This is a genomic window from Streptomyces albidoflavus, assembly GCF_000719955.1.
In the GTDB taxonomy this organism is placed as follows: domain Bacteria; phylum Actinomycetota; class Actinomycetes; order Streptomycetales; family Streptomycetaceae; genus Streptomyces; species Streptomyces albidoflavus.
In genome coordinates this window covers 120540-140405 of record NZ_JOII01000006.1, presented here as the reverse complement: position 1 = coordinate 140405, position 19866 = coordinate 120540, and the positions used below count along the sequence as shown (strand labels likewise).

Here is a 19866-nt window from a genome sequence, read left to right as displayed (position 1 = left end):
GGAACCTGACGGTTCAGGATGGCCTCAAGCGCCGGCCGGGCTGGGTTGTGGGCCGAGGTCCGGATCGGACTCGTCCGTTCAAGATGGCCTCAAGCGCCGGCCGGGCTGTTTTTCGGCGGTCGGCCAGTTGCCTCTCGGTGGTCGTGCCCGCTGTTTTTCGCGGTGGGGTGGGGGCTGCGGACAATGGGGGGATGTGCGCTGCTGTCGGTGGGACCAGTTCGTTCGGGTCGCTTGAGTTTCAGTTGGTGTTGTTGCGGCGGATGGCTGATTTTCAGGCGGGGATGGTGGAGGAGGCGCGGCGGGAGCTGGGGGTGGATGCCGGCGCCATGCGGGAGGCGAACCGGCGGTGGCAGGCGATGGTGCGGTTACCCAGGGGGCGGCGGGGGGCCGGGTTGTTGCGGTCGGTGCTGGGGGTGCCGGAGGCCGTGGAGCGGCGGGTCGTGGGGGATCTGGAGTGTGAGGCGTTGCGGTGGCCGGTGGTGCTCTGGCCCGCGTTGCGGTTCGAGGCGGTGGTGGCGCCCGGGGGTGCGTTGTGGAACGAGTGGCTGGTGCGGGGGCCCGGGGGTGCGCCGCCCGCTCCGGCGGCGCTGGATGCCCTGCGGCCCTGGGAGTACACCGTCGAGGAGGTCGCGCGGGCCTTTCCCGCACGGCCGATGCAAGGCTCGGCCCCGACCCGGTGGCGGTTGCGCGTCACGGCGCCGGAGTGCGAGGGCGGGCCGGTGCGGGACGCGGTCGCGGAGTTCACCTGGGGGCTGCTCCAGGAGGTCACGGTGGTGGAGGGACGCGAGTGACCCCCGTTGCCGGTCGCGCGAACAGATGGACGGATGTTCCCTTGAACAGGTGATCATTCCGCGAGGAATTGCGTGAGCACGCCACGAAGCACAATGCTTGCGTTCAGCGACCGACGGGGTGCACACCGTCACCGCGACGGAGCCCAAGTCTCTTTCCCAGGGCCCGTGTTCCATGTCCCGAGCGCCCTGTCCCCGGGCGCGCAGCACCAAGGAGATCCCTCCCATGAACCTGCTCACCGACATCCTCGCCGGCCTCGTCCACTTCGTCGGCCGGCTGGTGTGACACCTGTCGGAAGCGCGTCCGGGCACTGAGCCCGGGCAGGTGCGGCGCCGTCTCCCCTCGTCCCAAGGGGAGGCGGCGCCGCCGCCGTTCACTCACCCTCCAGGGGTCAGGGCTGCGGGTCGCGGGCGTCGTAGCGGGCGAAGTTGCGCCAGCGCAGGCCGAGGGCGGTGACGGCGAGGACGCAGAGGAGGCCGCCGCCGGTGACCGCGACCGTCGGGGAGGCGAGGTCGCCGACGCTGCCGGCGAGGAAGTCGCCGAGGCGCGGGCCGCCCGCGACGACCACGATGAAGACGCCCTGGAGCCGGCCGCGCATCGCGTCCGGGGTGGCCGCCTGGAGCATGGTCGAGCGGAAAACCATGGAGATGGCGTCGGCCGCGCCGGCCAGGGCCAGGAAGAGGAGGCCGAGCCAGAGGTTGCGGGTGAGGCCGAAGACGGCGACGGCCAGCCCCCAGCCGCCGACCGCGAGCAGGATCGCCACCCCGTGCCGGTGGACGCGGCCGAGCCAGCCGGAGAAGACGCTGCCCAGCAGGGCGCCGACGGCGGGCGCCGCCACCAGCAGCCCGGCCGTCTTCGCGTCGCCGCCGTACCAGACGACGGCGACGGCGGGGAAGAGGGCGCGGGGGTGGGCGAGAACCATGGCGCACAGGTCGGTGAAGAAGGTCATCCGGATGTTGGGCCGGGTCGCGAGGAAGCGCAGGCCGTCGAGGACCGAGGCGCGCCCCCGGCTGCCCTCCTCGCGCTGCGGGCGCATCGCCGGGAGCCGCCACATCGCGTAGAGGGCGGCGGTGAAGGCGACGGCGTCGATGAGGTACGCCGCCTGGTAGCCCCAGAGTCCGACCAGGGCGCCGCCGAGCATCGGCCCGGTCATGGTGCCGAAGGTGGTGGTCATGGAGTTGAGGGCGTTGGCGGCGGGGAGCTGTTCGGCGGGGAGCAGCCTCGGGATCATCGAGGTGCGGGCCGGGGAGTTCAGCGCCGCGCAGACCGCCTGGAGCGCGACGACCGCGTAGAGGAACCAGACCTGGTGGAAGCCGGCGAAGGCGGCCACGGCGAGGGCGACTGCCAGCAGCCAGGAGCCGGTGGAGCTGGCGAGCCCCAGCAGGCGGCGGTCGACGGTGTCGGCGATGGCCCCGCCGTAGAGGCCGAAGACGACCAGGGGCACCAGGGAGAAGAGGCCGACCAGGCCGACCGAGAAGCTGGAGCGGGTGAGGTCGTAGACCTGGAGGGAGATGGCGAGGGCGGTCATGCCCTGGCCGACCCACGAGATGGTGTTGCCGATCCACAGCCGCCGGAAGTCTGCGGAGGTACGCAGGGGCGTCAGGTCGGCGAGGAGCCGTTTTCGAGGCGGAGCCGCCACCGGGTCTCGCGGGGAGGGGAGTATCGCCTGCGCGTCGTCCGGGGCCGGGGGCTCGTCCTTCGAGGTCTCACTGTGCACAGGAGCGGATGCTAACGCGCCGCCCACCACCCGGCCGAGCGGGTTTCCCCCGGCCCCGGGACCCGCGGCCACCCGCGCGGACCCTCCCGGCGGGCGGCAAACCGGCGGCGGGCCCAGGATCGAGGGAGCCGCCCGCACCGGGCTCGTATCCGTCACCGCACTCGGGAGGATCTGCCGTGACCGCAAGTCTGGAGCAGTTGCGCCGCTGCCACTTCGCCGTCGACCTGGGGGCCGCACGGACCCGGGTCTTCATCAAGGGCGAGGGGGTCGTCGTCGACGAACCGAGCGCGGCGGCGATCAACACGCGCACCGGCGCGCTCATCGCGGTCGGCACGCTGGCCGAGCAGATGACCGGCCGCACCCCCGGCTACATCCGCGTGGTCCGCCCCGTGAAGGGCGGCACCGTCATCGACATCGACATGGCGCAGCGGATGCTCCGCCACCTCCTCGGTGACAAGGTGCGCCGCGCGCTGCGCCGCAAGCCCCGGCTGCGGGCCGCCGCCTGCACGCCGCACGACGCGGACCCGCTGGCCCAGCGGGCCACCGTGGAGACGCTGGTGGGGATCGGGGCGCGCCGGGTGGAGCTGGTCGACACGCTGATCGCCGCCGCCGTGGGGTGCGGGCTGCCCGTGGAGCGGCCCGAGGCCAGCATGATCCTGGTGTGCGGGGCCGCCACCACGCAGATCGCCGTCCTCTCGCTCGGCTCGATCGTGACGGCCGAGCGCGTCCCGGTCGGCGGCAACGCCATCGACCACTCCGTCCTCTCCTACCTGCGCCACCACCACGAGCTGATGCTGCCGAGCCAGTCGGTCCGCCCGCTCCACGTGGCGCTGCGCGGCGGCGACCTGTCCATGACGGGGAGCGGCACCACCGAGATCCACGGCCGGGACGTCGCCACCGGCCTCGCCCGGTCGGTGGAGGTGGACACGGTGGGGCTGCGCAGCGCCATCAGCATCCCGCTCACCGGGGTCCTCGACGGCATCGGCAAGGTGCTGCGGGACTGCCCGCCCGACCTCGTCGCCGACCTGGCCGACCGCGGGATCATGATGGTCGGCGGCAGCGCCCTGATGCCCGGCCTCGACCAGATGATCCGGGAGGCGACCGGGATGCCGGTCCAGGTGGCCGAGCGGCCCGACATCGCCTCGGTGACCGGGCTCGGCGCGATGCTCGACGGGCTGATCGAGCCGATGACGCTCAACCCGCTCTCCGCCTGACGCCGCGCCGCGCGCTCCGCGAACTCCCTGACCCACGGGCCGGGGCGGGCCCCTCGCCCGCCCCGGCCCGTCCTGCGGCCGCACCGGCCGCGGACCACCCCTTCCCCCCCCCGCCCCTGTGGAGGCAACCCCATGAGTCCGTTCCCCGACGGCGCGCCCTGCTGGGCCGACGCGATGTTTCCCGACCTGGCGGCCGCCCGTGACTTCTACGGCCAGGTCCTCGGCTGGACCTTCGACGACCTCGGCGAGGAGTACGGCAACTACACGATGGCGCTGGTCGACGGGAAGCCCGTCGCCGCCCTCATGCCGGTCATGCCCGGTCCCGACGCCCCCGCCCTGTGGAACCTCTACCTGGCCACCTCGGACGCGGCCGCCGTGACCGGCCGGGTGGAGGGGCTGGGCGGCACGGTGGCGATGGGGCCCGAGGACGTCGGCGGCTTCGGCATCACCTCCTCGCTGCGGGACCCGGCGGGCACCGCCTTCTCGCTCTGGCAGCCGAACACCCACCCGGGGTTCGGGCTGACCGAGGTGCCGGGCGCGTACGCCTGGGCGGAGGTCTACACCCGGGACGCGGCGGCGACCGACCGGTTCTTCCCCGAGCTCTTCGGCTACCAGGTCGGCGTGATGGAGGACCCGGAGATGGACTTCCGGATCTGGAGCGTGGCGGGGCGCCCGGTCCTCGGCCGGATGGCGATGACCGACGACTTCCCGCCGGAGGTCCCCAGCTACGTCAACGTCTACTTCTCCGTGCCGGACTGCGACGCGGCCCTCGACACGGCGGTCCGCCTGGGCGGCCAGGTCCACTACGGCCCGACGACCACGCCCTTCGGCCGGTTCGCGGCCGTCTCCGACCAGCAGGGCGCGTCCTTCTCCGTCATCGACACCGGCACCACCGAGGGCGAGATGCCGCCCATGACCTGAGCGGGCGGCGGGCGCCCCGCACGCCGAAGGCCGGGCCCTCCTGGGAGGGCCCGGCCTTCGGGCGGTCACGCCGCGGTGCGGCAGGGGGCGCGGCTCAGCCGCCGGCGCCGCCGCTGCCGAAGCCACCGCTGTGGCCCGGCGTGTGCTTGGGCCGGCCGCCCTCGGGGGGCTCGGCCTGGTGGCTGCTGACGCCCTTCAGTTCGTGGGGCAGGAGCCGGCCGCCGTCGGTCGGGAACTCCCCCACGTCGTCCTCGCGGTAGTCCTCTTCATGGGTGGGCCGGGCGGGCTTGTGCGGCTGCGACTCGGGGCTCGGCGGTTCCGGCTCCTCCGCGCGGGTCTGGATGCCCTTGCGGACCACCCAGACGAGCATCCCCACCACGGCCACGGCCAGCACGGCGAGCCCGATGCCGAGCACCCACCCGATTCCCCCCGACTCGGAGGCTCCCAGGACCTGGGCCTCGGTCGTTGCGTACATGTGCGCGCCTCCTGCCGCTGGGCGGTCGGTCGGTGCGGGCGGCCTGCCGGGCTGTCCGCCCAGCGGTCACCGCCGTCCGACATGTCTGGTTCTCCACGTTACGCCCGGAGCTGTGCGGGCGCTTCGCGAAAGATCCCTCACCCCCCGCATGACCGCTGCGGAGCCAGTCATTCACCCGGTCACCCGACCGGAGCAACCGGGCCCCGAAAGGTGGACGCGCTCCTCGGGCGTACGCGGCGCCCCAGGACATCCCCTGGGCCAAGTGGTGGACCCGGCCCGTCGGCCGGAGAGTGGACAGGAGGTCCGGCCGCGTTCGCCGCTGCCCCGACCAGGATGGAGCCGCCCATGACCAGTGCCCCCGCTCCCCCGCTCTCCCCCGTGCTGGCCCCGGCCGGGGTCTACGCACCCCAGCACGACACGGCCCTGCTGACCCGGGCCGTCACCGCCGAGCAGCCGGGACCCGGTACCGAGGTGCTCGACCTCGGCACCGGCACCGGGGCCGTCGCCCTGCACGCGGCCCGCACCGGCGCCCGCGTCACCGCCGTGGACATCTCCTGGACGGCCGTCCTCACCGCGCGGCTCAACGCCGCCCGGGCCCGCTGCCGCCTGCGGGTCCACCGCGGCGACCTGACGGCGCCCGTCACCGGCCGCACCTTCGACCTGGTGGTCAGCAACCCGCCGTACGTGCCCGCGCCCGAGGAGACACCGCCCGCCTCCGGCCCCGCCCGCGCCTGGGACGCCGGTCCCGACGGGCGCGCCCTGCTCGACCGGATCTGCGCCGACGCCCCGGCCGCGCTGCGCCCCGGCGGCACCCTGCTGCTGGTCCACTCCGCGCTCTGCGGCACCGAGGCGACCCTGAGCCGGCTGGCCGCCGCCGGGATGCGCGCCGAGGTCAGCGACCGGGTCCGCATCCCGTACGGGCCGGTGCTGACCGGGCGCCACGAGTGGCTGGTGGCGCGGGGGCTGGCCGACGGCAGTCCGTGGGAGGAACTGGTGATCGTCCGTGCCGTCCACGCCTGAGCGCCCGACGCGGGTGCGGCTGGACCCCGACGGCGGGCCGCTCCTGGTGGACGGGCCCGTCGAGGTGGTCACCGAGGACGGCACCACCCACTTCTCGCACCGGCCGACCGTCGCCCTCTGCACCTGCCGCCGCAGCGCCCGCTACCCGTGGTGCGACACCAGCCACCGGGCACGCGCCCCGGAGAGGGCCGACGCGCCCGACTCCCCGGAGGAGGAACCCCGATGACCACGCCCGCCCGCTCCCGGCTCACCCGGCCCCGGCTCCCCGAGCCGCGCGGCCCCGTGTCCGCGGGGGTGGTGGAGGCGCTGCGCTCCGGCGGCTCCCCCGTCACCGACGGCGCCGAGGCCACCGCCGACCCGTACGGCGAGGACCTCCAGCTCGCCCTGTACGTCCTCTACGAACTCCACTACCAGGGCTTCGCGGGCGCCCCGGCCGACGACAGCCGCGAGTGGGATCCCGAACTGCTGGCCCTGCGCGCCACGCTGGAGCAGCCGTTCCTGGCGGCGCTGCGGGCCGACGCCGAACGCCCGGCGAGCGCGGCGGCCGCCCTGGACGCCCTGCTGGTGGAGCCCGCGGGCCACCGGCCCGGCAGCGTCAGCCACCACCTGCGCCGCACCCACCGCCTGCCCGAACTGCGCGAGTACGCGGCGCTGCGCTCCCTCTACCACCTCAAGGAGGCCGACCCGCACGCCTGGATGATCCCCCGGCTGCGCGGCCGGGCCAAGGCGGGGCTGGCCGCGGTGGAGTACGACGAGTTCGGCGCGGGGCGCGCCGAGGACGTGCACGCCCGGCTCTACGCGGAGCTGATGGCCGAACTGGGCCTGGACCCGGCCTACGGCCACTACCTGGACGCGGCCCCCGCCGCCGCCCTCGCCACCGTCAACCTGATGTCGCTCTTCGGGCTGCACCGGGCGCTGCGCGGCGCGCTGGTCGGCCACTTCGCCGCCGTCGAGGTGACCTCCTCCCCCGGCTCGCGGCGGCTCGCGGACGCGCTGCGCAAGGCGGGGGCCGGTCCGGCGGCGGTCCGCTTCTACGAGGAGCACGTCGAGGCGGACGCCGTCCACGAACAGGTGGTGCGCCGGGACGTGGTGGCCGGGCTCCTCGCCGACGAACCGGAACTCGACGCCGACGTGGCCTTCGGCGTCGCCGCCACCTCCCTGCTGGAGGACCGGCTCGGGGCGCTGCTGCTCGACGCCTGGACCCAGGACCGCAGCGCCCTCCTCCCCGGCCACCACGCCGACGCCGTGGCCCGGCCCGCCTGACCGCGCCCCGTACCTCCGACGACCGGAAGGGAGCTTCCGATGACCGACCCCCGAGGCCACCAGGACGCCGGCGACCGCCCGCGCCCGCCCCAGCCCGAGCAGAGCCAGGAGCACCCGGGCAGCACGGCCCGTATGGACCCCGTACCCGACCACGGCGAGGAGAGTTACCGGGGCCGGGGGCTGCTGCGGGACCGGCGGGCGCTGCTGACCGGCGGGGACTCCGGGATCGGGCGGGCGGTGGCGCTGGCCTTCGCCCGCGAGGGCGCCGACCTCGTCTTCGCCCACCTGCCCGAGGAGCGGGACGAGGCCCGCGTCACCCTGCGCCTGATCACCGAGGCGGGCCGCACCGGGATCGCGGTGCCCTGCGACATCCGCGACGAGGAGACCTGCCGCGAACTGGTCGCCCGGACCGTCGCCGAACTCGGCGGCCTGGACCTGCTGGTGAACAACGCGGCGTACCAGATGTCACAGCCCGAGGGCATCGAGGCGATCACCACCGAACAGTTCGACCGGGTGATGCGCACCAACCTGTACGCGATGTTCTGGCTCTGCCGCGAGGCCCGCCCGCACCTGGGCCCGGGCTCCGCCATCATCAACACCACGTCCGTGCAGGGGTTCCAGCCCTCCCCGCACCTGCTCGACTACGCCATGACCAAGGGCGCCATCACCACGTTCACCCACGGCCTCGCCCAGATGCTGGCCGCCGACGGCATCCGGGTCAACGCGGTCGCGCCCGGCCCCGTCTGGACCCCGCTCATCCCCTCGACGCTGCCCAGCACCGAGGAGTTCGGCGCCCAGTCGCCGCTGGGCCGCGCCGCCCAGCCGGCCGAACTCGCTCCGGCCTACGTCTTCCTCGCCTCCGACCAGGCCAGTTACATCACCGGCGAGATCATGAACGTGACGGGCGGGCAGCCGCTCTAGTGGCCGGCGAGGCGAGGCCCGAGAAGCGCGTCCGACCGACACGGGCGGAGCGGCCGGCCTGGGGTGGCCGGCGCCGGCGCGCCCCGACCGGGGGCGGCGCCCCCTGCCTCCCCCACCACCAGCACACCCCCGGCCGGTCCACCCCCGGCCCGGCCGGTTCCGCCGTACGGCAGGAGGAGTGTCCATGACCAGCAGCACCCCGAAACCCCTGCGGGTGGTCGTCACCGGCGCCACCGGCAATGTCGGCACCAGTGTGATGCGGCGTCTGGCCGAGGAGCCCCGGGTGGTCTCGGCGCTCGGTCTGGCCCGGCGGACGCCCCGGCTCTCGTATCCGGGGGTCGAGTGGGCCGCCTGCGACCTGACGGCGCCGGAGGCGCCCGACCGGTTGCTGCGGCTCTTCGAGGGCGCGGACGCCGTCGTCCACCTGGCCTGGCGGTTCCAGCCGACCCGGGACGCGGCGGTCACCTGGGAGGCCAACGTCCTCGGTTCGCTGCGGGTCTTCGAGGCCGCCGCGACGGTCGGGGTGCCCGCCCTGGTGCACGCCTCCTCGGTCGGCGCGTACGCGCCGGGGCCGGCCGACGGCCACCGGGTGGACGAGTCCTGGCCGACGCACGGCTGGCCGGGCGCCGCCTACACGCGGGAGAAGGCGTACCTGGAGCGGGTGCTCGACACCTTCGAGCGGGACCACCCCGACACGCGGGTGGTGCGGATGCGTCCCGCCTTCCTCTTCAAGGAGAGCGCGGCCGGGGAGCAGTTGCGGATCTTCGGCCACCGGCTGCTGCCGGGGCGCCTGCTCCGGCCCGACCTGCTGCCGGTGCTGCCGGGGGTGCGCGGGCTGCGGTTCCAGGCGCTGCACACCGACGACGCGGCCGACGCCTACGCGCGGGCCGTCGTCCAGGAGGTGCGCGGCCCCTTCAACCTCGCCGCCGACCCCGTGATCGACGGGCAGGTCCTCGCCGCACTGCTGGAGAGCCGGTCCGTGGAACTGCCCCCGGCGCTGCCGAGGGCGGCGCTGTCGGCGGGGTGGCGGCTGCGGGCGCTGGGGGCCTCGCCGGGGCTCTTCGACGCGGTGCTGCGGCTGCCGCTGCTGGACACCGCGCGGGCCCGTGCGGAGCTGGGCTGGTCGCCGGAGCACAGCGCGACCGAGGCGGTGGACGCCTTCCTGCGCGGGGTGCGCTCGCACGGGGGCCTGCCGACCGCGCCGCTCGCCGGGCACGAACCGGCCGCCGCCTGAGCGGGGCGGCACGCCGCCGGGCCGCCTCCCCGTGGGGACATGGGGGGGGCGGCCCGGCGGGTGTCGGGGGGAGTCAGCTGTCGTGCGGGTGGAGCCGGAGTTCGACTTCCTTCTCCTGGTCGCCGGGGGCCTCGCCGACCTTCTCCAGCCGGAAGGCGTCGGCGAGGGTCGCGCAGAGGCGGTCGACGGCGCCGTAGTCGCCCTGGAGGGTGACGTTGACGACGGTGCGCAGCGGGCTGGCCACCTGGGGGTGGCCGGTCTGCTCGCCGGCCTCGTAGAGGGCGGAGCGCAGCAGGGAGGCCCCGGCGGCGTCGTCCTCGGCGGCGGCCCGGTTCTCGTCGGGCCCGGCGGGCGCGAAGGCCGTGCCGAGGGCGTCGAAGACGATCCGGGCGTCGTGGGCGTCGGCGCCCGTCAGGACGACGAGGACCTGGGTCCCGTTGTCGGAGGGGCTCACGTGGGCCTCCCTTTCGGTGGTCGGCGGTGGTCGGCGGTCGAAGGCCGGCGGCGGGTCAGGCCCGGGGCGCCGGGCGGTCGCGGAAGCGGTGGGCGGCGACGGCCTTCACCAGCTCCTCGGTGAACGGCGAGTCGGCGGTGCCCCCGCTGACCACGCCGCGGTCGGCGGTGACCTCGCCGTCGGGGGTGCTCAGCCGCAGCCCGTCGGGGAGCAGCCGGGTCAGCAGCTCGGTGGCGGAGCCGTAGGCGGCGACGGGCTTGCCGTGGCGGTAGGCATTGCGGACGAAGCGCCGGGCCGCGTCGCCGTCGGAGCCGTCGCCCGGCTCGCTGCCGTCGGTGAGCACCACCGCGTCGTACAGGACGGCGGCGACGGTGGGCAGGGCCCGGTCGACGGTGAGGGGGGAGCCGTCGGCGGCGCGTACGGTGCCGTCGTGCGGGGCCAGCACCTCGGCGACGGCGCCGCGTTCGCGCAGGGTGTCGCGGAGGACGGTGGCCTGGTGGGCGTCGACGCCGTCGGTGGCGAGCAGGGCGATCTGCCGGGTGGCGATGGTGGACTCGCCCTGGTTGTTCTCGAAGCTCAGCGCCGGGGACGGCTGCGGGCTCGGGGTCTCCTGGCGGGCGGGGGCGGCGACGCCGATGCCCTCGGCGACGGCGGTGGCCAGCTCGTGGTCGACGCGGGCGAGCTGCTCGACGGTGCGCTCACGGACCGGCACGGCGCCCACCTTGCCGAGTTCGAAGCGGAAGGCGTCGACGATGTGCTGCTTCTCCCAGCCGGCCATGGAGTGCCAGAAGAGCGCGGCCTGCGTGTAGTGGTCGTCGAAGCTGGGGCTGCGCTTGCGGATCTTGACGCCGTCGACGCGTTCGGCGAGGTGGCGGTAGGCGCCCTCGTCCACGGAGCCGAGCGCGGGGCAGCCGCCGCCCAGCGAGTTGGGCGAGTAGTTGGTGCCCCGGTGGATCTCCTCCTGGTGGTAGCCGTCGCGCTGGTTGTTGCGGACGTCGACCACCGGCCGGTTGACCGGGATGTGGGCGAAGTTGGGGCCGCCGAGCCGGATGAGCTGGGTGTCCAGGTAGGAGAAGTTCCGGGCCTGGAGCAGCGGGTCGTTGGTGAAGTCGATGCCGGGCACGACGTTGGCGGTGCAGAAGGCGATCTGCTCGGTCTCGGCGAAGAAGTTGTCCGGGTTGCGGTCGAGCACCATGCGGCCGATGGGCCGTACGGGGACCTGCTCCTCCGGGATGATCTTCGTGGCGTCGAGGAGGTCGAAGTCGAACTTGTGCTCGTCCGCCTCGGGCACGAGCTGCACGCCCAGTTCCCACTCGGGGTACTGGCCGGCCTCGATGGTGTCCCAGAGGTCGCGCCGGTTGAAGTCGGGGTCGCGGCCCATCACTTCCTGGGCCTCGTCCCAGACGAGCGAGTGGACGCCGAGCTTCGGCTTCCAGTGGAACTTGACGAAGGTGCCCTTGCCCGCGGCGTCGACGAAGCGGAAGGTGTGCACCCCGAAGCCCTGCATCATGCGGTAGCTGCGCGGGATGGCCCGGTCGGACATCAGCCACATGATGGTGTGCAGCGTCTCCGGCTGGAGCGAGACGAAGTCCCAGAGGGTGTCGTGGGCGGAGGCGCCGGTGGGGATCTCGTTGTGCGGCTCCATCTTCACCGCGTGCACGAAGTCCGGGAACTTGATGCCGTCCTGGATGAAGAAGACCGGGAAGTTGTTGCCCACCAGGTCGTAGTTGCCCTCGCTGGTGTAGAACTTCGTCGCGAAGCCGCGCACGTCGCGCACGGTGTCGGCGGAGCCGCGCGGCCCCTGCACGGTGGAGAAGCGGACGAAGACCGGGGTGCGCACGGCGGGGTCTTGGAGGAAGGCGGCCCGGGTGAACTCCGCGCAGGAGGCGTAGGGCTCGAAGTAGCCGTACGCCCCGGCGCCCCGGGCGTGCACCACCCGCTCGGGGATGCGCTCGTGGTCGAAGCGGGTGATCTTCTCCCGGAAGTGGAAGTCCTCCAGCAGGGTGGGCCCGCGTTCGCCGGCGCGCAGCGAGTCGTCGGTGTGCTCGACGGTCACGCCCTGGTCGGTGGTGAGGGGGCCGCCGCAGGGGTCGGGCGCGAGCGCCTCCGCGCGCTGCCGCTGCTTCGGGTCGGGGGACTTGTTCTGCGCCATGCCGGGTGTCTCCTGCAGTCACGTGGGGGGCGTGAGGCCGGTGGGCTCCCACTCGCGTAACCGTCCCCCGGGCCGTAAAACCCCGCAACACGGGCCAATCACCCTCCGCGACCGGGCTCGGCATGCCGGCTCAGCCACTCCGTCGCAGCTTCTCCAGCCGCCGCGCGGCGGCCGCGATCCCCCGCGGCCTCGGCGGCCGGGCCCAGGGCCGGGACGCGGCCTGCGCCTGTACGCCGTCCGGGTCACGGAGCGAGAAGGTACGGGCGTCGAGTTCCGGGTCGTCCAGCTGCTCCCAAGTGAGCGGCGCGGCGACGGGGGCGCCGGGGCGGGAGCGGAGCGACCAGGGGGCCACGGCCGTCTGGGCGTAGGCGTTGCGGCCGGAGTCGAGGAAGAGGCGGTCGCCCCGGCGGTCCTTGCGGACGGCGGTGGTGAGCCGGTCGGGGTGGCGGGCGGCCAGCAGTTCGGCGGCGTCCTGGGCGAAGGCGCGGACGGTGTCGTGACCGGCGCGGCCGTCGAGCCGGACGACGAGGTGCAGCCCGCGCGAGCCGGTGGTCATCAGCAGCGGGTCCAGCTCCACCTCGGCGAGGAGGTCGCGGAAGCGCAGGGCGGCCTCGCGGACCGCCGCGAAGTCGTCGCCCGGCGGGTCGAGGTCGAGGACGAGGAGGTCGGGGTGGCGGGGGTTCCCGACGGTGGAGAGCCAGCGGTGGAAGGTGAGCACCGCCTGGTCGGCGAGGTAGACGAGGGTGGCGGCGTCGTCGCAGACCGGGTGGTCGACGGTGCCGCCGTCCTCCTTGGGCATCGGCGCCCGGCGCACCCACTCCGGATAGTGGGCGCCGGCGTTCTTCTGCATGAAGTGCGGCTGCTCCCCGACGCCTTCGGGGTCGCGCTCCAGCATCAGCGGGCGGTCGCGCAGGTGGGGCACCATGTGCGGGGCGATGTCACGGTAGTAGCCGACGACCTCGCCCTTGGTGAGGCCGTCGTCCGGGTAGAGCACCTTGTCGGGCCGGTGGACGGTGAGGGTGCGCCGCCCGGCCCGGACGCGTTCCTCGTCCCCGGCGCCCACCGCGCTCACAGCCGGTCGCGGAGCGCGGGGAGCAGGGTGGAGCCGGCCCAGTCGAGGAAGCCGCTCTGCGAGTCGCCGCCGACCTGCACCACGGCGATCTCGGTGAACCCGGCTTCCTTGTACGCCCCGATGGCGTCGACGAACTCCCCCACGTCGTCGCCGCAGGGGATGGAGGCGGCCACGTCCTCCTCGCGGACGAACTGGGTGGCCCCGGCGAAGGCGGCCGGGGTGGGCAGCTCGCTGTTGACCTTCCAGCCGCCGCCGAACCAGCGGAACTGGGCGTGGGCGCGGCGCACCGCCGCCGCACGGTCCGGGTCCCAGCAGATGGGGAGCTGCCCGACGCGGGGCTTGCCCTCGCCGCCGTGCCGCTCGAAGGCGTCGATCAGCCCGGACTTGGGCTCGGTGGCGATGACCAGGTCGGCCAGCTCGCCGGCCAGCTCGCAGGAGGCTTCACCGGAGACGGCGATGCCGATGGGCGGCGGCTCGTCGGGGAGGTCCCAGAGCTTGGCCGCGTCCACGTCGAAGTACTCGCCGTGGTGGGTCAGGGTGTCGCCGTCGAGGAGGGAGCGGATGATCCGGACCGCCTCGTCGAACTTGTCCTGCCGCTCGGCGATCCCGGGCCAGCCGCCGCCCACGACGTGCTCGTTGAGCTTCTCCCCCGAGCCGAGCCCGAGCCGGAAACGGCCCTCGGAGAGCAGCTGGAGCGTGGCGGCCTTCTGGGCCACGACCGCCGGGTGGTACCGGGTCGTCGGACAGGTCACGTACGACATGAGCGGGATGCGGGAGGTGGCCTGGGCAGCGGCGCCCAGCACGCTCCAGGCGTACGGGGCGTGGCCCTGTTCCACCAGCCAGGGGGCGTAGTGGTCGGAGGTGACGGAGAAGTCGAAGCCGACCTCCTCGGCCTTCACCACGTCCTGGACGAGCTGCCGGGGGCCTGCCTGCTCGGTCATCATCGTGTATCCGATTTGCACCATATGAGGTGCTTTGCCGATCGGCGGAGAATGAAACCCGGGACGCCCCTCCGGATCCGGCTGCCCGAGGATCGGGAACGCACGCTCCCGCCACCCGCCGGGACGCGGGCGCTCCGGATGCCCGACCACCCTGGCCGGGCCTACGCTCGCAAGGGTGGAGCGATTCGTTCCGTTCCGCCTCCGTCCGGTTCCCGGCACGATCACCGGGCAGGCGGGACCGCACGCCGTGCCCGTGTCCGCCCTACCTCAGCGAGGTGCCCGCCGTGACCACACCACCCCCCGAGCAGGCCCGCGCCGCCATCATCGACGTCGACGGCACCCTGGTCGACTCCACCTACTTCCACACCGTCGCCTGGTGGGAGGCGTTCCGGCAGGCCGGGCACAAGGTGGCGACCCGCGACATCCACCGGCTCATCGGCATGTCCGGCGGCCACCTCGTCGAGCGCCTGATCGGCCCCGGCCACTCCGAGGAGCACGTCTCCGCGATCAGCGACGCCCACGCCACTCTCTTCGGCACCTGGCACGACCGGCTCCAGCCCGTCCCCGGCGCCGCCGACCTGCTGCGCGCGCTGGCCCGGCGCGGCTGGCGGGTGGTCCTCGCCACCTCGGCGCGCGGTCACGACCTGAAGGCGATGCTGGGCACCATCGACGCCGACGACGCCATCCTCGCCACCACCGACAGCGACCAGGTGGACGCCGGCAAACCCGCCCCCGACCTGGTCGAAGCCGCCCTTCGCGAGGCCCGCGTCCCCCCGAACCGTGCCCACTTCGTCGGCGACTCGGTCTGGGACGTGGTCTCAGCCGGCCGCGCGGGCGTCGACTGCACGGCCCTGCTCTCCGGCGGCGTCAGCGCCGCCGAACTGAAGGAGGCGGGCGCCGTCGCGGTCTACGACACCCCGGGCGACCTCCTGGCCCACCTGGACACGAGCCCCCTGGCGGCGTAGAACGACGGCGGACGCCGCCGGGTCGGCGTGGCGGTCCGGCGAAGGGTGGGGAGGGGTGCTCGGTGCTGGTCATGCCCGGGTGGCGGACGTCGACCATGGAACTCCTGGCCGCCGAGGCGGCGCGCCGGGGGATGCCGGTCAGAGCGGCGGAGGAGCCCGGCCTGACCGGGCCGGCCCACTGGTACGGCGGACCCGCCGCAGGTGAGCGGCTGGCAGGGCGGCTCGGCCTGGCGCTGCTGGAACCGGCGGACCGCTGGCTCGCCGAGCTGCCGGAGGAGTTCACCGGGCGCCGGGTCCGCACGGGGACCGTCGCGGACGCGCGGGCGATCGACCGTCCGACGTTCGTCAAACCGCCCCGCGAAAAGTCCTTCCCGGCCGATGTCTATACCGACGGCTCCCAGCTCTCCCCCTCCCTCGACCCGGCCGAACCGGTGCTGCTGTCCGACGTGGTGACCTTCGCAGCGGAGTACCGGCTCTTCCTGCTGGACGGGCGCATCGCCACGGCGAGCCGGTATGCGGTGTTCGGCCGACTCGACCCCTGCCCGCTCAGTACGGACCGCGCGGGCAGGGCCGTCGCCACGCAGATCCGGGAGTTCGTCGACCGGCTGACCGCCGCCGCCGGGCACACGCTGCCGAGTGCCGTCGTCCTGGACATCGGGCACCTGCGCGACCAGCGCCAGGAACGCCACCGGTGGGCCGTGGTGGAGGCCAACATGGCGTGGTTCTCGCACGCCTACGCGGCCGACCCGGCACGGGTCCTGGACGTGGTCCTGCGGGCGGCGGGCCCACGCGAACACCTGCGACCGCGAGACCGGGCGTTCGCACGGCGGTGATCGTAGTGGGGCGCCGGGGTCGTGCCACCCGGGCCTCACAGGCAGTCGCATCCTGTGGCGTAGAACAGCAGGAAGAGGGCCGTCACGGCGGTGACGCTGAAGATGCCGGCGGTGAAGGCGGCGAAGCCCCGGCGGCGCCCCTTCGCGGTGGTGCGGAAGGTCCGCCAGGCCCCATGGGCGAGGAGGAGGCTGAACAGCCCGGCCCCTGCGAGGGTGAGGCGCGGACTGAAGGACCAGCTCAGGTAGGCGATCAGCACCAGGCAGCCGAGCAGGGCACAGGCGAGCAGGCCGAGAATCACCTCGGCGACGGCCTCCCCCACCGCCTCGACCAGCCCCTCCCCCACCCGCTTCACAGCCCTGCGGAACCCCCGTCGCTTCTCACCCTTCGACCGGACCCGGGTGGCCTTGCCAAAGGGGAACCGCCACCCGGTCGAACGGCGCGCTCGCCACCGCCGCCAGGTCACCGCGCGGACTCCAGCGCGCGGGTCACCCCTTCCTCCTGCTCGCCGAGGAAGACCGGGTCGGGGCGGAGCAGGACGTCCAGGGCGGCCTTGCCCGAGGCCAGGACCTCACGGGCGCCGCCCGCGTACCAGCTGACGTCGTGGCGGTCGTCGACGCCGATGCCGTACGCCTGGAGCCCGGCGGAACGGCAGAGGGTCACCGCCCGGTGTATGTGGAAGCCCTGGCTGATCAGGACGGCCTTGTCCACGCCGAAGATCTTCCGGGCGCGGACGCAGGAGTCCCAGGTGTCGAAGCCCGCGTAGTCGCTGACGATCCGGTGGTCGGGGACGCCCCGGGCCACCAGGTAGCGGCGCATCGCCTCCGGTTCGTCGTACTCCTCGCGGCTGTTGTCCCCGGTCACCAGGACCACCTCGGTGCGGCCCGCCTCGTACAGCTCGGCCGCCGCGTCCAGGCGGCGGGCGAGGTAGGGCGAGGGCTCCTCGCCCCACAGACCGGCGCCGAAGACCACCGCGACCTCGGTCCGCTCCACGTCCGCCGTGCTCCGCAGGTGGCCGTCGGCCGAGAAGCGCATCCAGGCGGCGGGCAGCAGCGCCAGCACGCAGAGGACCATCACCGCGAGCAGCGCCCGGCGCCCGCCCGGCCGTCTCCCGCCGGCGGCCCGGGACGCCGGCGCCCGCCCCGCCACGAGGTGCGCCGCCGCCCGCCGGGCCTTCAGCACCGCGCGCCCGGCCCGCTCGGCCGTGGCCCGCACACCGTTCCCCATCTCTACCCCCACACTTCACGCTCCGTGATCCCCCTGCCCTCTCCAACGCCGCCCGGTCTGCCCCGGTTCCCGCCACGCGCCTCCACAACGAAGCCGGTGGGAAACCTGCCTGACGGCACCTCAGCCCGCGCCGCCCTCCAGCGTGCGCCTCGGCACGGACACCCCACCGGAGGCTCCGCGTGCACGGTTGTCACTCGCGGCGGCTACGGTCGGAGCCATGACGGCAGCAGAGCATCCCCATCCGGTCGAGGCGGCGGTCACCGCCGTGGAGCGGTGGGACCCGGAGCCGGACAAACGACCGGGCCGGACCGCGTACCAGCGGGACCGGGCCCGCGTCCTGCACTCCTCCGCCCTGCGCCGCCTCGCCGGCAAGACGCAGGTGGTGACCCCGGGTACGCGCAGCCGGGTGTGGGATGCCGCGCCCCGCACCCGCCTCACGCACTCCCTGGAGTGCGCCCAGGTCGGGCGCGACCTCTCCGCCGCCCTGGGCTGCGACCCGGACCTGGTCGAGACGGCCTGCCTCTCGCACGACCTGGGCCACCCGCCCTTCGGGCACAACGGCGAGCAGGCGCTGAGCGAGATCGCCGGGGACTGCGGCGGCTTCGAGGGCAACGCCCAGTCGCTGCGCCTGCTCACCCGGATCGAGCCCAAGCGGTTCCGCACCGACCCGCGTACCGGCGAGCAGACCAGCGTCGGGCTCAACCTCACCCGCGCCTCCCTGGACGCCGCCACCAAGTACCCGTGGCCGCGCGGCGGTCACCCCACCGATCCGGCCTCCCCGAAGTTCGGCGTCTACGAGGACGACCTGCCGGTCTTCACCTGGCTCCGCGACCAGGCCCCGGCCGGGCGGACCTGCTTCGAGGCCCAGATCATGGACTGGTCGGACGATGTCGCGTACTCCGTCCACGACCTGGAGGACGGCCTGCACGCGGGTCACATCGACCCCAATCTGCTGCACGCGGACCCCGAGCGCCGCGACATCGCCCGCCTCGCCCTGGAGCGGTACGCCCCGGCGGGGAGCGACCCGGCCGAGGTGACGGCCGCGCTGGACCGCCTCATGGACGAGGAGTGGTGGCCGCACGGGTACGACGGCACCGCCGCCGCGCAGGCCCGGCTGAAGGACGCCACCAGCCAGCTGATCGGCCGCTTCTGCCTGGCCGCCGAGGCCGCCACCCGCGCCGCGTACGTCCTCGGACCGCCCACCGGCGCCGGACGCGGCACCTCCCCCGTGCGGTACGCGGCGGAGCTGGTCGTGCCGCGTGAGGCACGGCTGGAGTGCGCGGTGCTGAAGGCGCTGGCCGACCGGTACGTGATGCAGCGCGCCGAGCAGGAGGTGCTGCGGGCCGAGCAGCGCGTGGTCATCGCCGAGCTGGCGCAGGCGCTCCTCGCCCGCGCCCCGTTCGGGCTGGACCCGCAGTTCCGCGCGCTCTTCGAGGCCGCGCAGGACGACCGGTCCCGCAAGCGCGTCGTCATCGACCAGATCGCCTCGCTCACCGACGCCTCCGCCCGCTCCCTGCACGCGGACCTGACGGAGCCGGGCAGCCGCTGCTGAGGCACGGCGGCCCCGGCCGGGAGGCGTGACCACACGGGAGGACCGCGTCACCGGGCGGCCGGAAGGCATCACGAGGCGGGAGCCCCACGACGTGGTGCTCCCCGACGACCTGCGCCGACGGCTCTCCGGGCGCACTCCGCGCACACCTCACCTAGGGTGAAATGTGACGGTATGCCCGCAGATCCACGGAGGGCCGCATGACAGAACACGGTTACGCGGAGGACGAGGCGGACCGCGAGGAGGAGCTCGAAGAGCCGATCGAGGGGGAGCTGGCCGAGCCGGCCCCGCCCTCGCCGCCCGCCGGGACGTCCGGCGAGCCGGACGTCCACCTCGACGTTCCGCAGCTCCACGTGGACGAGATCGATCTCCAGGTCGAGGAGTTGCGGGCCAAGGTCTCCCTCCAGGCCGAGGTGCTGAGCCTCCTCAAGCTGAACGTCGGCGCAGACGTCGAACTCTCCGGCGTGGAGCTGGACATCAAGGGCGTGGACGCGCAGGCGCTGCTCAACGTCCGGCTCGACAACGTCGCCGCGATCATCGGCCGGGTGCTCGCCACCATCGACCGGAACCCGCAGATCCTGGAGCAGATCACCGCCGGGCTCGGCGCCACGGCGGAGAACCTGGGCGAGGGCGCCGGTCAGGCGGTCGGGGAGCTGGGCGAGGGCGCCGGGGAGGCCGTGCAGGAGACGGGCAAGGGGGCGCGCAAGGCCGTAGAGGGTGTCGGGGAGGGCGCGGGGAAGGCGACCGAGGAGGTCGGACAGGGCGCGGGAAAGGCGGCGGAGGAGGTCGGGGGAAGCGCCGGCGAGGCGGTCGAGGAGGCCGGAGACGCGGCCTCCGACGTCGCCTCCGAGGCCGGGGACACGGCGTCCGAAGCCGGGGACACGGCCTCGGAGGCGGCCGGGTCGGCCGGGCGGACGGCCCGGCGGACGGCGGAGGTGGGCTCTTCCGGGCGGACGGCACGCAGGGGCGCGCGGCACGAGGGCGGGAGCAGGGCCGAGCGGGTCGCGCGCAAGGCCAAGCCGGCGGCGGCCCGCAGGCACCGGCGGGAGCCGCCCTGAAGCTCCGCCCCGGACATCGAGACGGCCTCCCGGGTGGAGGCCGACTGGCCGCCGCCCGGCACC

At 74.5% G+C, this 19866-nt stretch carries 20 protein-coding genes; 12 read left to right on the top strand and 8 right to left on the bottom strand.

Annotated features, from left to right (window positions below):
* Positions 1 to 191 precede the first annotated feature (191 nt).
* Positions 192 to 791, top strand: a complete 600-nt coding sequence (locus IF45_RS0108440; protein WP_030306547.1) for a hypothetical protein — start codon at positions 192 to 194, stop codon at positions 789 to 791.
* Between the two features lie 389 nt (positions 792 to 1180).
* Here IF45_RS0108440 and IF45_RS0108430 read toward each other — a convergent pair whose 3' ends face one another.
* Complete coding sequence (locus IF45_RS0108430; RefSeq protein ID WP_174905206.1) at positions 1181 to 2452, bottom strand: MFS transporter; 1272 nt, start codon at positions 2450 to 2452, stop codon at positions 1181 to 1183.
* Between the two features lie 230 nt (positions 2453 to 2682).
* On the opposite strand from IF45_RS0108430, the gene IF45_RS0108425 reads away from it, so the two are divergent.
* Together IF45_RS0108425 and IF45_RS0108420 are read left to right on the top strand one after the other, a co-directional pair.
* The gene (locus IF45_RS0108425) at positions 2683 to 3720 is read left to right on the top strand and encodes a rod shape-determining protein (RefSeq protein WP_008408690.1); all 1038 of its coding nucleotides are present in this window, start codon (positions 2683 to 2685) and stop codon (positions 3718 to 3720) included.
* Positions 3721 to 3852: 132 nt separating this feature from the next.
* Entirely contained in the window at positions 3853 to 4641 is a 789-nt protein-coding gene (locus tag IF45_RS0108420; RefSeq protein WP_008408688.1) for a VOC family protein, read from the top strand.
* A 94-nt stretch (positions 4642 to 4735) separates the two neighbouring features.
* Here IF45_RS0108420 and IF45_RS0108415 read toward each other — a convergent pair whose 3' ends face one another.
* A complete protein-coding gene (locus tag IF45_RS0108415) occupies positions 4736 to 5116 on the bottom strand; it encodes a DUF6479 family protein (RefSeq protein ID WP_003947882.1) in 381 nt (126 codons plus the stop codon).
* A gap of 345 nt (positions 5117 to 5461) precedes the next feature.
* On the opposite strand from IF45_RS0108415, the gene IF45_RS0108410 reads away from it, so the two are divergent.
* The 5 genes from IF45_RS0108410 to IF45_RS0108390 all read left to right on the top strand — a co-directional run bounded on the left by IF45_RS0108410 (position 5462) and on the right by IF45_RS0108390 (position 9554).
* Positions 5462 to 6136, top strand: a complete 675-nt coding sequence (locus IF45_RS0108410; protein ID WP_003947883.1) for a HemK2/MTQ2 family protein methyltransferase — start codon at positions 5462 to 5464, stop codon at positions 6134 to 6136.
* Positions 6120 to 6362 (top strand): CDGSH iron-sulfur domain-containing protein, encoded by a 243-nt coding sequence (locus IF45_RS0108405; protein ID WP_010637694.1) that lies wholly within the window; start codon positions 6120 to 6122, stop codon positions 6360 to 6362. Before IF45_RS0108410 ends, IF45_RS0108405 begins: the two co-directional genes overlap by 17 nt.
* Positions 6359 to 7399, top strand: a complete 1041-nt coding sequence (locus tag IF45_RS0108400) for an iron-containing redox enzyme family protein (protein WP_030306543.1) — start codon at positions 6359 to 6361, stop codon at positions 7397 to 7399. Before IF45_RS0108405 ends, IF45_RS0108400 begins: the two co-directional genes overlap by 4 nt.
* A gap of 39 nt (positions 7400 to 7438) precedes the next feature.
* Positions 7439 to 8320 carry an SDR family oxidoreductase gene (locus tag IF45_RS0108395; protein ID WP_030306541.1) on the top strand — a complete coding sequence of 294 codons (882 nt, stop codon included), beginning with the start codon at positions 7439 to 7441 and terminating at the stop codon, positions 8318 to 8320.
* Between the two features lie 184 nt (positions 8321 to 8504).
* The gene (locus IF45_RS0108390) at positions 8505 to 9554 is read left to right on the top strand and encodes an NAD-dependent epimerase/dehydratase family protein (protein ID WP_030306539.1); all 1050 of its coding nucleotides are present in this window, start codon (positions 8505 to 8507) and stop codon (positions 9552 to 9554) included.
* A gap of 73 nt (positions 9555 to 9627) precedes the next feature.
* Here the strand turns inward: IF45_RS0108390 and IF45_RS0108385 are convergent, their stop codons facing one another.
* The 4 genes from IF45_RS0108385 to IF45_RS0108370 all read right to left on the bottom strand — a co-directional run bounded on the left by IF45_RS0108385 (position 9628) and on the right by IF45_RS0108370 (position 14197).
* On the bottom strand, positions 9628 to 10008 hold the full coding sequence (locus tag IF45_RS0108385) for a hypothetical protein (protein ID WP_003947888.1): 381 nt from the start codon (positions 10006 to 10008) through the stop codon (positions 9628 to 9630).
* Between the two features lie 55 nt (positions 10009 to 10063).
* Positions 10064 to 12160 (bottom strand): catalase, encoded by a 2097-nt coding sequence (locus IF45_RS0108380; protein ID WP_030306537.1) that lies wholly within the window; start codon positions 12158 to 12160, stop codon positions 10064 to 10066.
* Positions 12161 to 12290: 130 nt separating this feature from the next.
* Positions 12291 to 13232, bottom strand: coding sequence for a non-homologous end-joining DNA ligase (gene ligD, locus IF45_RS0108375; protein ID WP_030306535.1), 942 nt, complete (start codon positions 13230 to 13232; stop codon positions 12291 to 12293).
* Positions 13229 to 14197, bottom strand: a complete 969-nt coding sequence (locus tag IF45_RS0108370; protein WP_026234982.1) for a TIGR03557 family F420-dependent LLM class oxidoreductase — start codon at positions 14195 to 14197, stop codon at positions 13229 to 13231. The genes ligD and IF45_RS0108370 overlap by 4 nt, the downstream gene beginning before the upstream one ends.
* Before the next feature lie 260 nt (positions 14198 to 14457).
* Between IF45_RS0108370 and IF45_RS0108365 the strand changes: the two genes are divergently transcribed.
* Complete coding sequence (locus tag IF45_RS0108365) at positions 14458 to 15138, top strand: HAD family hydrolase (RefSeq protein WP_003947892.1); 681 nt, start codon at positions 14458 to 14460, stop codon at positions 15136 to 15138.
* Between the two features lie 95 nt (positions 15139 to 15233).
* Positions 15234 to 15971, top strand: coding sequence for an ATP-grasp domain-containing protein (locus IF45_RS0108360; RefSeq protein ID WP_030306532.1), 738 nt, complete (start codon positions 15234 to 15236; stop codon positions 15969 to 15971).
* Positions 15972 to 16006: 35 nt separating this feature from the next.
* Here the strand turns inward: IF45_RS0108360 and IF45_RS0108355 are convergent, their stop codons facing one another.
* Positions 16007 to 16324, bottom strand: coding sequence for a hypothetical protein (locus tag IF45_RS0108355; RefSeq protein WP_030306531.1), 318 nt, complete (start codon positions 16322 to 16324; stop codon positions 16007 to 16009).
* A 107-nt stretch (positions 16325 to 16431) separates the two neighbouring features.
* A complete protein-coding gene (locus tag IF45_RS0108350) occupies positions 16432 to 17196 on the bottom strand; it encodes a SanA/YdcF family protein (protein WP_008415194.1) in 765 nt (254 codons plus the stop codon).
* Positions 17197 to 17413: 217 nt separating this feature from the next.
* Here IF45_RS0108350 and IF45_RS0108345 point away from each other — a divergent pair, with 217 nt between their 5' ends.
* Both IF45_RS0108345 and IF45_RS0108340 read left to right on the top strand, forming a co-directional pair.
* Positions 17414 to 18748: a deoxyguanosinetriphosphate triphosphohydrolase gene (locus IF45_RS0108345; protein WP_003947895.1), complete on the top strand. Its 1335-nt coding sequence runs from the start codon at positions 17414 to 17416 to the stop codon at positions 18746 to 18748.
* A gap of 197 nt (positions 18749 to 18945) precedes the next feature.
* Positions 18946 to 19803 (top strand): Tim44 domain-containing protein, encoded by an 858-nt coding sequence (locus IF45_RS0108340; protein WP_030306528.1) that lies wholly within the window; start codon positions 18946 to 18948, stop codon positions 19801 to 19803.
* Positions 19804 to 19866 lie beyond the last annotated feature (63 nt).